At 69.5% G+C, this 13,608-nt stretch carries 7 protein-coding genes; 5 read left to right on the top strand and 2 right to left on the bottom strand.

Annotation, left to right across the window (positions count from 1 at the left end; translation table 11 throughout):
* Window positions 1-24: 24 nt before the first annotated feature.
* Window positions 25-2,415 carry a P-loop NTPase family protein gene (locus tag CLV43_RS18015; RefSeq protein ID WP_106188379.1) on the bottom strand — a complete coding sequence of 797 codons (2,391 nt, stop codon included), beginning with the start codon at window positions 2,413-2,415 and terminating at the stop codon, window positions 25-27.
* 553 nt (window positions 2,416-2,968) lie between these two features.
* Here CLV43_RS18015 and CLV43_RS18010 point away from each other — a divergent pair.
* From CLV43_RS18010 to CLV43_RS17990, 5 genes are all read left to right on the top strand, one after another.
* Complete coding sequence (locus CLV43_RS18010) at window positions 2,969-4,813, top strand: dynamin family protein (RefSeq protein WP_106188378.1); 1,845 nt, start codon at window positions 2,969-2,971, stop codon at window positions 4,811-4,813.
* The gene (locus CLV43_RS18005; protein WP_106188377.1) at window positions 4,810-6,663 is read left to right on the top strand and encodes a dynamin family protein; all 1,854 of its coding nucleotides are present in this window, start codon (window positions 4,810-4,812) and stop codon (window positions 6,661-6,663) included. Before CLV43_RS18010 ends, CLV43_RS18005 begins: the two co-directional genes overlap by 4 nt.
* Window positions 6,663-8,618, top strand: a complete 1,956-nt coding sequence (locus CLV43_RS18000; protein ID WP_106188376.1) for a dynamin family protein — start codon at window positions 6,663-6,665, stop codon at window positions 8,616-8,618. The genes CLV43_RS18005 and CLV43_RS18000 overlap by 1 nt, the downstream gene beginning before the upstream one ends.
* Complete coding sequence (locus tag CLV43_RS17995; protein ID WP_106188375.1) at window positions 8,618-9,739, top strand: hypothetical protein; 1,122 nt, start codon at window positions 8,618-8,620, stop codon at window positions 9,737-9,739. The genes CLV43_RS18000 and CLV43_RS17995 overlap by 1 nt, the downstream gene beginning before the upstream one ends.
* 256 nt (window positions 9,740-9,995) lie before the next feature.
* On the top strand, window positions 9,996-12,752 hold the full coding sequence (locus CLV43_RS17990) for an AfsR/SARP family transcriptional regulator (RefSeq protein ID WP_106188374.1): 2,757 nt from the start codon (window positions 9,996-9,998) through the stop codon (window positions 12,750-12,752).
* Between the two features lie 105 nt (window positions 12,753-12,857).
* On the opposite strand, the gene CLV43_RS17985 is transcribed toward CLV43_RS17990, so the two are convergent.
* Window positions 12,858-13,466: a TetR/AcrR family transcriptional regulator gene (locus CLV43_RS17985; protein ID WP_106188373.1), complete on the bottom strand. Its 609-nt coding sequence runs from the start codon at window positions 13,464-13,466 to the stop codon at window positions 12,858-12,860.
* Window positions 13,467-13,608: the final 142 nt, after the last annotated feature.

Here is a 13,608-nt window from a genome sequence, read left to right as displayed (position 1 = left end):
CGTGCTCTTCGGATCCGGTTCGGGTCATCGCACGATCTCCTCAGTGCCGTCCGCGCGGCGTGCCTCGGTGACAAGAGCGATCCAGTGCACGGAGTCCTGGTTGATGGTTCCGAACGTTCTCTCCAACCCACGAAGATCGCGTTCGAGCTGGTCGGCGGCTGTGGAGAGGACTGCGGCGAGGGTGCTGCGGCACGCGGCGATCACGGCGTCGACCATCGTCTGTCGGAGCCGCAGCACCTGGCCGATGCCGGTATAGGACTCGCTGCCCCGTCGTGGCGAGTCCTGGTGCCACGGCAGTGCGCGCGTCGGGTCCAGGGGGAAGTAGCGGTCATCGACTTCGGAGGTCGTGGTCGACAGCGTTTTGCGGACGTTGCCCACCAGCACTTCCAGGTGCGAGAGCGCGTTGACCGCGACCGCGAGCCTGCGGCCTCCGAGGTCGTGGCCCAGCCGTCGGAAGACCGACTCGGTGAGCACACTGCCGATCAGGTCGTGTTGGCCCGAGGTGATCAGTGCGCTTTCGTCCAGGTAGGTCTCCACACGGTCCTCGACCAGCCTCGTCAACGAAGTGGCCACCTCGGCGCAGGCTTCGCGGTACCGCCCCTCGAAATCCTTGACCAAAACGGGTGCGGCAGCATCGTCGAACAAGTCCGCCCACATGTCGCCCAGTGGTTTCGAAGCTGTCACCCGCACCATGCCGTCGGTCAGGTTCTCGAAGAGTTGTTTCCACTCCGGCCAGTCGTACACGGTGCGCTCCGCCAACTGGCGCACCCGTTCTCCGGGGGAGGCGCCGATCGACGGGAGGGCTTCGGGGTCGGCCAGTCGCCTTGGCAGCGCTTTCCGTGCTTCCGTGACGCGGTCGGCCAGCTCGCCCAGGACGCGCTCGAACAGCAGTCGGACATCGTCGTCCCCGGTCGGTACCGGCCCGAGGTCCACGCGATGGCGCTCCAACCGCTGGAAGGCGGTGCCGAGCTCGTCCGCTTGGCGGCGCAACCGGTCAAGTGCCTGGGCGACCCCGTGGTGCGCGGCGTGGCTCGTCATGCCGTCGCGGAGGCGGCGCAGGCCACCATCGACGGTGAACGCCGTCAGCCCCTCGCCCAGCCGACCGGGAACGTGCCCGACCTCGCGCCAGCGAAGTGCCTTGTCACGTGCCGAGGTCACTTCTTGACTCGCGCGCAAGTGTGCGACGACCTGGTCTGCGTCCCAACCGAGGTCGAGTTCGTCCGCCAGTGCCATCGTGACGTAGGGCGAGACGAAGAAGATTCGTTCGTCGTGGCCGGGCGGTAGCAAGTTCCTGGATGCCGTCACGAGCTGCTGCAACACGACCGAGCGGCTCAGGACGGCCGTCTCCTCTGCGTCGACCGGAGGTTCATCGAGCAGGAGCCCCGGTACTTCGGGGATGAGGTCGAACTTGGCAGCCACCACGAGGACTGCGTCGCGGAGCAGGTCGCCGTCCCGCTTTCCCGAGCTCATCAGGTCTTGCAGGGCGCGAGACTCATGGGTGCTGCCGGGGCGGGAGTCGAGGAAGAACAGCGCGGTGTCGACGGTGTCGAGCTCGCGCACTCGTAGGTACTCGTCGCGTATTGGTCGACGGCTGCTCAGCGAACCGGGGATGTCCACCAGCTTCACCGCGGCGCCGAACAGCTTGGCGGCCTCCCACACGTCGACGGGGATCTCCACCTCGGCGACCACCTTGCGCACCAGCGCCTGCTCACCCGCGCGCTGCGTACCCCCGTTTCCAGGCTCACCGTGGTCGATGAGCGCGCTCATCGCTGCGGCGTCGAAAAAGCCATCAGGGGTGACCAGGTCTTCCGTCGCACCAGGGTTGACGCCACGGGCCCGCAGGGATTCCTCCGCCCTTAGCATCTCGTCGACCTCGGTGCGCAGATCCACCAACCCGTTCGGTGGCAACCGCAAAGACTCCGGAGTGTCGAGCACCTGCCGCAACCGGTGCAGGCCGGACCAGTTGTAAGTGATGTCCTGCACGGTGGAAAGGTCACCGCCCGCCCCTCTGACCAGGCCCCCCACTTTGTGGGCCAAGTGCCGGACGTAGTCGTGCACCTCATCGTCGCTGAGGTACTCGACCCGCGCTCCGACGATGGTGGCTACTCGCACGGCCGCCGGGCGCAACCGGAGTTCGGTGATGTTGCACGTGACGGTGCGGCTGTCCACCGGCAGCAGCAACGGGTTGCCCAGCAGAGCCCCGAGCAGCAGTGACTTGCCGGCAGACGACTCTGCGAAAACGCCGTACGAGACCTCGCACACAGCGTTGTCGGCCAGCGACCGTGCGAGACCGAGAACCCGCTCCCTCTCGTCGTGGAGCTCGGCGTGGTCGAAGACGGACTCGACTGCTTCGCGAACCTCGTTCGCAAAGGCGGCGATCTCACCGAAATCGCCGCCTGGACCGCCTAACGCCATGCGCCACGCCCTCTCGTCCAGCCTTGCGCTTTTTCTCCACCGCGAAGTTCGCGAATCACGTCGCTGTCGTTACATCTCATGACATGGCGGCGGAGACGTCTTGTTTGAGCCGCAGTTCTGCGGACTTCTCTTGGCTGTAACGGATGTTCGGATCGAAACGACGGAAGCTGAGTCTTCGGCGGTTAGGTTCGGGGGCATCCTGGGCACGGTTGAAGGGACGTGGTTGATAGGGCGTTGCGGACACGGTGAGTCATGTTGCGGGTTCGCCCGCCTAGGATCTTCGATCGGATGTATTCGCTGTTCACAGTGTTGAGCTGTGTGCTGTCAGCATCCGGCGAACACTCTTGCTCGAGTTCGCTGAGGCGTCCGGTCGAGTGCAGTCGAATGTTCACGACGGGGATTCCCTGTCGTGGTCGAAATCGCATCTTTCGAGGTAGGGCGGGGAAAGCCGGCACGGTACTCGATATCCGCGCTTGCCGGCAAAGGTGCAACGTCGGATGTCATTGTGTCCTCAATAGACAGATGATCGGGTGGTTCGGGTGAGGGAAGGGGGATGGGCGTGATAGGACCGCGTGAGTACGGCGAACACCTGGACTGGATCGTCGCCGCACTCGGGCAGGTCGACCTGCCGCGTGGGCGCAGTGAGTGGGCGAATGCCGCGGTAGCGCGGGTGCGGGCGCGCATGGGCGACCCGGAGTTGCACATCGCGGTACTCGGTGAGACCTCCAGTGGCAAGAGCACGCTGCTCAACGCGTTCCTGCGGCAGCGGCTGCTGCCCTCGTCCGCGCTCGTCGCGACCCGTACCACCTTGACCATCCGACACGGCCCCCAAGCCCGTCTCACCGGCGGTCGCACCTGTTGGGTCGAGGACTTGGCGAGCGCGTTGCGCCATGCACTCACCACCGATGCCGCCGACGGTCTCCACGACCTCGAACTGTGCTGGCCCACCCCCTTGCTCGGTGATGGCGTCACCATCACCGACACCCCCGGCTTCAGCGTCGACGACGCGGGGCACCGCGAACGGGCTGTCGCCGCCGCCGAAAGCGCGGACCTGGTGCTCGTGGTCGTCCCTGCGGTAGCCGCGATGTCCCGAACGCTGGCCGAATTCCTGTCCGGACCGCTGCGGGACCACCGCGATCGCTGCGCCTTCTTGCTCACCAAGATCGACATGGTGGAACCGCACGAGCGCGCCGAGGTGCTGGAGGTGACCGCGCGTCGGTTGCGGGAGTTGGGCGTGGAGGAGCCCGTGGTGTTCCCCTGCGTGCCGCAAGCGGTACTGCGCACGGTCGACGAACCCGACGCGGGCATGCCGTTCGCCGATGTCGAGGCAGGGCTTGTGGCGTTGACCGCCCGACGAAGGCAGGCGGCGATCGCCGCGACGTTGTCGAGTCTGCTCACCGAGTTGCTGCGCACGGTCGAGCAGGCCGCGGTCCGGCGCGGTACGCGGCTGGCTGCGGCGGAGCAGGAGTTGGCCGGGCTGTCCCTCCCGGACCTTCGGGCGTTCCTCGCGACGTGGGCGCAGGACGCGGTGGCGGCTGGCGTCGACGCTGTCAGTCTTGCATGGGGCACCGCCGCTCACCGCTACTTCGCCTCCGACCTCGTTGACCGGATGCGCGAGGCTGTGGAGCAGGGCTCGGTCACCACCGCGGCCGAGATGGCGGCTGCGGCCATCGAGGCGGTGCGAGAGTGCCTGCACAGTGCTGCCCACACCGCGGTCACCGATGTGATCACCCGCATCGACCAGGCGCTTTCGTGCTCGGCGACGGCTCTCTCCGAGGAGTTCATCGACCAGTTCGCCCGGCTTGCCCGCTTGGCCGACGCCCACACGGCCGTACCCGCTCCACCTCCGGTCGCCGCGGCGGCGCCTGCCGCGCCCGACCTGACCAAGGTCAACGACGCTCTCACCGCTGTCGGCACCAGGCTGTCGAACTCCGCCGCTCTCCGTGCAGGCGGCGGTGCGGCCCTGGGCGCCGCCGCGGGCACCGTGATGATCCCGATCCCAGTGGTCGGCACCGTGCTGGGTGCCCTGTTCGGCAGCGTCGTGGGTATTCCCGGTACCGAGACTCAGCGCACCCGTTTCCTCGCCCAGGCCACCCCTGTGGTCGCCGAGGTGCGGACCGAGGTCGCGGTGATCGTCGAAGCCGCGGTGAAGCGCGTCCTCGCGGACCACGCCGACCGGGTCGACCACATTCGCGTTGCCTACCTAAGGGCTTGGCTGTCCGATGTGGACGACCTGGCGTGGCGGGAAGCGCGGTCTCGGGAACGGTTGGCGGACTTCATCACCGCCGCCACGCGGATGGCGGAACAGGCGCGCGAGCGTCGGGAGCAGATCGGGCGGCTGCGCGCAGCGCTGAGCGGACCACCAGCAGAAGCGGTCGTAGGAAGGGCAACGACATGAACACCGAACAGACCAACACCGAGAAGACGACGTCTGCGGAGACCGACGTGGGCCGCGTTGGTCCTCGCGCCCGGACCACAAGGTCGTCACTGGCCCGTCGGCTGCCGGGTTGGCTTCGCGAGGCGCGCGATCTCGCCGAACGCCACCACCTCGACACCATCACCGAGGCGTTGGATTCGTTGGCTGCGCAGCGGGGTCGTCCTGCGTTCCGAGTGGCTGTGGTCGGCGAGTTCAACCGCGGCAAGTCCACCCTGGTCAACACTCTCATCGGACGCAAACTGCTGCCCACCGGCCAGTCTCCTGGCGCGCAGGTCGACATCGCAGTGCGCGGCGTAGACCACGCTGAGGCGCTGCGGCTGACATGGCCCGACAAGAGTTCGCAGGTTGCGGAACTGGATGAACGGGCCGTGTGGCGCGAGTTGCTGGTGGACGACTCCGACGGCGACTCCGTCCCGTCCAGCGTGGTCGCCGACGTGGCGGGTACCTGGCTCACCGACATGGACCTCGAACTCGTCGACACCCCTGGTGCCAACAGCGGCGATGAGCCTGACGTCGAGCGGCTGCGCCGGTCGGTGGCCGGGGCGGACGGAGCGCTGTTCGTGATCTCGGCGATCTCACCGTTGGGCATCACCGAACGCCTGCTCCTGGAAGAAGAACTGCTCTGCCGCCACTTGCCGAACATCGCGGTTGTCGTGACGATGCTCGACAGGGTCGATGCGGACGATCGCGACAGCATCGTCGACGACCTGCGTGAGCGGCTGGCCGCGCTACCCGGTCGCGGCGCGCTGCCTATCCTGACTGCGCCGCACCCGGAGGAGGACGACGATCGGGCAACAGCCCTGCGGTCGCTGGTGGGCGGCTGGGCAACACAGGCCGACCGCGGAAGGTGGCGCGACCGCCGGATCGCGGCGACGGTGGCCGACCACTGCGACACCATGGCCAGGCTCGCCACGGAGGCCGCCGCGCTCGCCCGGCTCTCCGAGGCCGAACAACGCGAACACGCGGCCCGCGCTGAAGCGGATCTGGCCGAGGAGGAGCAGGTCTGGTCGGAGCTGCGCATCGGCGTCCAGTCGCGACAGCTCGACACCGCTCGCCGCGTCCAGGACTTGCTGGACGGGGAACGCACCAGCGTCATGGCGAGCCTGCAGAACGAACTGGAGGCGGCACGCGACCCGCACGCTTGGTGGCAGCGGGAACTGCCCACCCGCCTCCGCTGGCACCTCTCCGTGATGGCCAAGGCAGTCGAACGCGCGATGCTCGCGCGTCTGTCCCAGGACACCGATTGGCTCGACGCCGCGGTCCGCCGCGGCCTGCCCGAGGCGCACCCGTCTCCCGTGCCGCGCGCGTTGGGCTTGGAGTCCGCCCCTGGTCAACCTACCGCCGCGGTCGACGACCTGAGCAAGCTGCGCCTGGCCGCCAGGGTGGGTGCCCAAGGTGGCGCCGCCCTGGGCTACCTCGTGGCCGCCGCCCGGCACGCGCGCCTGCCGATGATCTACACCATCGGGTTCAGCGTGCTCAGCAGTCTGATCGCGGAGAGGGCGATCCGCTCGGCCACCGAGTCGCAGAGGCGGCAGATCGACGCGCTGCTTGTGCGGACCGTGGACGAGAGCATCAGCGCCTTCGGCGCGACCGCCGTCACCACCGTCGAGGAACTGTACGGCGACGTCGTCGGGCACCTCCATGGCTCCCACGAGATGTGGCAGCGGTCCTACGCGGACGTCCTAACCGCAGTCGACCCCGTGGATGCCACTGACTGGGTGGCTTTCGCCTTCGCAACGCAGGCTCTGGCTACTCGCGTCCGCGCTGATCTCGACCGTACCGCCACCGACCTTTCCGAGAGAGGGAACTGATGTCCACAGCACCGCAGACGGACGGCTTCGCGGCCGCGGATGACCAGCGGGACCGTCTTCTGGCCATCTGCGAGCAGTTGGGGCGGGCCGCGGGCCAACTGGGCGACAACGCGGAAGCCATCGCCGAAGAGGCCGAGATCGCCAAGGACGACGCGTTCCGGGTGATGTTCGTGGGCGACTTCAACCGCGGCAAGTCCACACTGGTCAACTCGCTGCTCGGCGAACCCGTGTTGCCGGTCAAGGCGGTCGAGACCACCGCTGTGATCACCTACGTCAAGTACAGGGAGCAGCGGTTGGCCAGGCTCTGGCCGACGGACACCACGGCGGCTCCGGTCGAGGTCGACCCCAAGGAGTTGGGCAACCGGATCACCGTGGACACCGCCGACCCGGACAAGGACAACCCGTACCGGTTGGCCGAGGTGTTCTGGCGGTTGGAGCTGTGCAGGCACAACGTGGTGATCGTGGACTCACCAGGACTCAACGTGCACAACAGCCGCGACGACATCACCCAGACGGAGCTGCGTCGCGCGGACGCCGTGGTGTTCGTGCAGCATGCGATCGCGTCGATGAGCACGGCGGAGACCCAGTTCCTCAAGAACCACCTCAGGGCACACGACCCGTTCTTCGTGTTCACCCGCTTCGACGACATCGACGAGGACGAACGCGCCACCGTCATGAGCGATGCGCGGGCACGCATCGCCGGGGTTCGCGAGAAGGACACCGACGCCGACCGCACCTTCTTCGTCGACGCCCGTGGCGCGCTCCGCGCGAAGGTGGCCGGGGACAAGGCCCGGTTCGTCGAATCCGGGGTCGAGGCACTGGAGAAGGCGATGGAGACCTTTCTCGTGCGGGACCGGCACCGGGCCAAGATGCTGCCGAGGGTCAACACGCTTCGAGGCTTGGCACAGGAACTGCACCGCACCGTGCCGCAGCAGCTGGCGCTGCTCGACGTCAAGTCCGAGGACTTGGCGCGCAAGTGGGAGGAGGCCCAGCAACCGCTGCGCTCACTGGAGAAGGAGGCGCAGCAGATCTCCGCCGAGCTGGCCAACCACCGGGCCATGGTCGAGGGACGGATCGAGTCCCTGCTCGCCGAGGGGCTGAGGGCTATTGCGGGCGAAGTGCAGGGCATCGCGGTCGAGGCTCCTGTGGAGACCACGCTGACCCTGGTGCCGTGGAAGGTCAAGGAACGAGCTGAGAACGCGGCGACCGAGATCGCCCAGAGCACGCTGAACATCGTCGAGGAACGCATGGTTCGGTGGGCGGAGGAGCGCCTGGGGCCGCTGGTCGTGCGCGAGATGGAGGCCGTCACCAAGCAGCTCAACACCCGCCTGTGCACGTTCGAGGCGAACCTGGAGAAACTGCGGACCGCTCTCAGCGGCATCGCGCGGGCGGACTCGATGACCGACAGCAGCGAGGAGACACCGCTGCTGCGGTTCATCGGTGCGGTCGGCGGACTCGCCTTCGGAGGCTTGGCGGGTGGCCTCATCGGTGCCAGGTTCGGTCCGAAGGAGGCACTGCGCACGTTGCTGCCAACCTTGGCGATCTACACGGCGTGGATGTTCACCCCGTTCGGCCTGCCCACCCTGGCGGGCATGCTGGTCGTCCAAGCACTGGTGCAGGGCAAGAGCGGGCTCAGCGGGGTCGAACGGAAGATCCGCGCGAACGTGGGCGCAGAACTGGCCAAGCAGCTGCGGCTCAAGGCGCCGGAGCTGGCGCGAAAGGTTGCGGGCCAGCTCGCCGAGGAGCACATCGAACCGATCGAGGAGGCGGTCTCCACCGGCATGGCCAACCGGCTCGCCGCGGTGGAGCGGTCGGTGCGGGAGGCGAGGCAGGCGACCGAGTCGGGAGCCGAGGAGGTCGACCGGCGCAAGGCCGAATACCAGGAGGTCGACCGCACAGTACGGCGTGCGATCAGGGACCTCGGCGACCTGGTGGACGAGCTGGTGGTGACCTGATGTTCGACGGCCGGGTCCGACTGATCCTCTCAGTGGACCTGCGCAAGTACAGCACCCACAACTACCGGGGCCAGCGGGACGCCCAGAACCGGCTGCAGCGGCTGATCGGATACGCGTTGCGCCGGTGCGGCGTCACCAAGGTACGGGTGCAGCGGCAGGAACAGGGGGACGGGCATCTGGTCGTCTTCCCCGCTTGGGCGGGTGATCCCGAAGTGGTCGCCGCCCTCATCCTCGGCCTGCGCGACGGGCTCTACCACCTGAACCTGGTAACCGGCGCGTTCGGTCGGATGCGGATGCGCGCCGCGTTGACCCAGAGCCCGTTGCGGCGCTCGGCGAACGGCTACCTCGGCGATGGAATCGTACGGGTCAACCGAATGCTCGACGCACCCGGTGTGCGGGCGGCGCTGGAGGACGCCGAGGACAGCGATCTCGTGGTGGCCCTGACACCGCAGCTGCACGAGGAGATCGTCGCGCTGCATCCACCAGGTCTCACGGCCGATGACTTCCGCTTGGTCGAGCTGTCGGTGCCGGAGAAGAACTACGCGACCGAGGCGTGGCTGCACGTACCCAAGGCGGGGCCGGCGCCGGACCCCCACCCCGGAGGGGTCCGCTGGGGCGAGACCGCGACCCGACGAGCGCTGAGCGACTACGCTCTGCCCTCCATCGCCGTGGTCCAGATCGCCATTGCCGCCCGCCACGTCGTTGCGGCGTCGTCGAAGGTGCAGGAATGGACGGTCGCCGAGCCGGATCACACCACTGGCCACCACAGATCCCACGGCCACTCGTCCAAAGTGAACGACGACACCTTCGACCGTCGCCCTGACCACCATGCATCCCACCCCGACCACGACACGGCGCATCACGGGGCCCAACACCACCTCGACCCCCACCACCCCGAACCACATCACCAACACGCAAGCCCTCAAGACCTCCACCACCGGCACGACTTGCACCACAACGGGCCCGGCGGTCAATCTCACGACGGCCATCACCACGGTGACCAACATCCGCTGCCCACCACGCCGCACGACAACCTGGACCAAGCTCCCGGCCACCACGACTGGTGGCACTCCAGTTGGCACACCCACGACCCGGGTGCAGGCCACTCACCCCACTCCTGAAGAACGAAAGCGACGAGGGGAGTCGCAGGGCGGGCGCATCGAACCCGGCGAGTCGCCTGGGTAGTGTCAGGCCCGTCAGATCGCCGAGGAAACATGGTCGATCATCACCACCGGGCTGATCCTCGACACCTGGGTGTACTACATCGACGCTGACAACCACTCGCCCAACCCGCGTCCGTAGAGGTCGTCGCCGGCCTATGGTGTCGCGTTGGGCGTGCGCCGACCTCGCCCGGTGTTCTCCGAGGGAAATGGGGATATGGGGGATTTGTCGTTCCGGTTGCTCGGTGGGTTCCGGGTCGTGGTGGCGGGGCGGGAGGTCGAGATCACCCGGCACCGGCAGCGGTGCGTGCTGGTGGCGCTGCTCGTCGACGTGAACCAGGTCGTGTCGACCGACACGCTGGCCCACCGGGTGTGGGGTGAGGATCCGCCGCGACTTCCGCGCGAGGCCCTGTACAGCTACCTCTCCCGGATCCGCGTGGCGCTGTCCGGTGTGGACGGGGTGGCCATCGTGCAGCGGCCGGGTGGGTACCAGCTCACGGCGGATCCCGCGACGATCGACCTGCACCGCTTCCGCGCCCTGCACGCCGAAGCCGTGTCGGCGCCGGACGACCGGCACGCGGCCGCGTTGCTGACCGAGGCGCTCGCGCTGTGGACGGGCCCGGCGTTCGCGGGTCTGGACACGGAGTGGATCGCCGGGCTGCGCGACGCCTTCGAGGGACGTAGGCTCGCCGCCCGGCTCGACCTGGTCGACATCCGGCTGCGCGGCGACGACCACGTCGGGCTCGTCGCCGAGCTGTCCGGGCTGGCGGCGGAGCACCCCCTGGACGAACGCGTGGCGGGCCAGCTCGTCCTCGCGCACCACCGCGCGGGCAGGCAGGGTGACGCGCTGCGGGAGTACGAGAGGATCCGGCGGCTGCTCGTCGAGGAGCTGGGGGCGGACCCCGGCGTGGCGCTGCAACAGCTGCAACGGGAGGTCCTGGGCGCCGAACCCGTGGCACCGGCCCGGGCCGTGCCACGCCAGCTCCCCGCCGCGCCGCGGTCGTTCGCCGGTCGTGTCGACCTGCTGGCGGCGCTGGACGCGGAACCGGACACGGGTGACGTGGTCGCGGTCAGCGGCATCGGCGGTGTCGGCAAGACGTGGCTGGCGCTGCGGTGGGCGGCGCACAACGCGGACGCGTTCCCCGACGGCCAGCTTTACGCGGACCTGCGCGGGTTCGACCCGTCCGGTGAGCCGGTGCGGGCGAGCGTCGCCGCGCTCGGGTTCCTGCAGGCGCTGGGCGTGGACACGAGCGCGGTGCCGAGCGACCCGCAGGCGCGGTTCGGGCTCTACCGCAGTGCCATCGCCGGACGGCGGGTGCTGGTCGTCCTGGACAACGCGGCGGACACCGAGCAGGTCGCGCCGCTGCTGCCGGGCACGCGGGAGTGCAAGGTGGTGATCACCAGCAGGCACCGGCTCACCGGGCTGGTCGCCACCCACGGTGCTCGACCGGTCGGGTTGGACATGCTGTCCGGCGCCGAGGCGAACGACCTGCTCACCCTCGTCGCGGGCCGGGACCGGGTCGCCGCGGAGCCGGAGGCGGTGGCCGAGATCGTCCGCCACTGCGCCGGGCTCCCCCTCGCGCTGGGCATCGTGGCGGCACGCGCCCGTGCCCACCCCGAGGTGCCGTTGTCCCTGCTCACCGAGGAGCTGCGCGACCAGGCGGACCGCCTCGACGGGCTGGACACCGGCGAGACCGGGCTGAGCCTGCGGTCGGTGTTCTCCTGGTCCGTGCGGATGCTCACCCCACCGGCCGCCGACCTGTTCGCCCTGCTCGGCCTCGCACCGGGACCGGACATCGCGCTCGCCGCCGCCGCGGCGCTGGCGGGCCTGCCGCCCGCACGGACCCGGCAGCTGCTGCGCGCGCTGGTGTCGGCGAACCTGGTGGCGCAGACCGCGGACGGGCGCTACCGGATGCACGACCTGGTGCGGCTGTTCGCCTCCGACGAGGCGGGGCGCCGCCTCGCGGAGGCCGTGCGCGCCGAGGCGCTGCACCGGGTCGTGGACTTCTACCTGCACACCGTCGCGCTGGCCGACCGGGTGGTCGAACCGGTCAAGCAGCTGGTCGAGCTCGGCGAGCCCGTGGCCGGGTGCGTGCCGCAGCAGCACGCGGACGCCGACGCCGCCTGGCGGTGGTTCGACGCCGAGCACGCGTGCCTCTCGGCGGCGGTCGGCCTGGCGGTGGAACTCGGTCTGCACACCAGGGTCTGGCAGCTGGCCTTCGTGCTGAACGACCTGCGCAAGCGCCGCGGCCACCTGCTGGAGAGCCTGGCCGACGCGAGGCTCGCGCTGGCCGCCGCCGAGCGGCTGGACGACCCGGTGGCCACGCTGATGGCGCACCGGCACTTCGCCAGCGCCGCCGTCATCGCCCGGCGGCCCGACCTCGCCCGCGCCGCGTTGCCCGAGGCGATGGCACTGGCCGAACGCGTGGGCGACGCCCACCAACTGGCCGCGCTGCACTACATCATGGGAGGCGTGCACGAGTCCGACGGCGACTTCGGCGCCGAACTGCGGCACGCGCGGCGGGTGCTCGAGCTGATCGGTCCGGAGGTGGACCCGAGGCTGGCGGTCCGGACGTACACCATGATCGGCTTCTGCCACGCGAAACTGGGCGACCTCGGGGCTTCGCGCCGCCACCTCCTGCGCAGCGCCGGACTGGCCCACGAGTACGGCAACCTCGACTCCGAGGCGTTCGCCGAGGCGAACCTCTGCCACGTCGACTACCTGACGGGGGAGTACACCCGAGCCGTCGAGCACGGCAGGCGGGCGGTGGGGATGTTCGAGGCGTGCGGGGACGTCCGCGCGGTCGCGTTCGTGTCGACGAACCTCGGCGAGTGCTACCGGGAGATGGGCGCGCACGAGGAGGCCCGCCGGTGGTGGCACCGGGCGCGCGACTACTACACCGCGCACCAGCCCGACGCCCCCGAGCTGGACCGCGTCTCGGCCGGGTTCGCCTTCCTGGCGACGCTCGCCTGAGACGGCCGCGCCACCGGGGCGCGGGCGTCCGGGTGACCGCGTTGGCGTGGGACCGCGCACCCGCGATCTCGCGACGGGTTGGGCCGGACGTCGCGGTCGAGTGCCCTACTTCCCGCCGCCCCCGTGGAGGAGTCCGGGGTCGGGCGACGCGGGGGCGACGGTGGTCCGCAGTGCGCGCAGCGCGTCGGAGAGGTGGCGGCGCAACGGGGTGCCGTCGTCGGCGAGGATCCAGCTCCGGACCGCCGTCTGCTGGACCAGCATTCCCGCGCCGGCGGCGAGGACGGCCGTGTCGGGGGCGAGGCCTCGCTCCCGCAGCGCGGTGGCGATGGCGTCGGTGAGCGCGGCCTGCTTGCCGAGCTCGCGCTCCAGCAGGTCCGGGTTGGCGCGGATGATGTTGTGGCGTCGGGTCACCGCTGCCCGTCGGCCCTCGAACGTCGCGTCGGAGGCGAGTTGCAGGGCCGCCACGACGACGTCGAGCGGTGGCGACCCGTCGCGGTGGCCCGCTATCCCGTCCACGACCTCCCGCTCGAACGCGGAGCTGAGGTTGAAGAGCACCTCGCGCTTGTCGGGGAAGTGGTTGAAGAAGGTCCGCTGGGTGAGCCCCGCCCGTCGGGCGATCTCGGCGACCGTCGTGCCCTCGAACCCCTGCTCGTCGAAGAGGTCGAACGCCGCTGCCTGGAGGCGGTCGGCTCCGTCTGGTCGCCATCTCGACATGGCCGGAGCATAGCGACTGCACTGTGTGCAATCAGTCGTGCTACGGTGATTGCACAGGCTGCAATCGCACTCGGAGGAGCGTAGCGGCGGCCGCTGTGCGGTCGTCGGGCGCTGGACGGATCAGCGCCCGGTCGGCGCCTGT

The sequence above is a fragment of the Umezawaea tangerina genome (assembly GCF_003002815.1).
Taxonomy (GTDB): Bacteria; Actinomycetota; Actinomycetes; order Mycobacteriales; family Pseudonocardiaceae; genus Umezawaea; species Umezawaea tangerina.
This window is presented reverse-complemented; position numbering and strand designations above follow the sequence as displayed.

Coding starts and splice junctions, on each gene's coding strand:
- CLV43_RS18010 (WP_106188378.1), top strand. CDS start 2,969: ATGGGCGTGATAGGACCGCGTGAGTACGGCGAACACCTGGACTGGATC.
- CLV43_RS17985 (WP_106188373.1), bottom strand. CDS start 13,466: ATGTCGAGATGGCGACCAGACGGAGCCGACCGCCTCCAGGCAGCGGCG.
- CLV43_RS18000 (WP_106188376.1), top strand. CDS start 6,663: ATGTCCACAGCACCGCAGACGGACGGCTTCGCGGCCGCGGATGACCAG.
- CLV43_RS17995 (WP_106188375.1), top strand. CDS start 8,618: ATGTTCGACGGCCGGGTCCGACTGATCCTCTCAGTGGACCTGCGCAAG.
- CLV43_RS17990 (WP_106188374.1), top strand. CDS start 9,996: ATGGGGGATTTGTCGTTCCGGTTGCTCGGTGGGTTCCGGGTCGTGGTG.
- CLV43_RS18005 (WP_106188377.1), top strand. CDS start 4,810: ATGAACACCGAACAGACCAACACCGAGAAGACGACGTCTGCGGAGACC.
- CLV43_RS18015 (WP_106188379.1), bottom strand. CDS start 2,415: ATGGCGTTAGGCGGTCCAGGCGGCGATTTCGGTGAGATCGCCGCCTTT.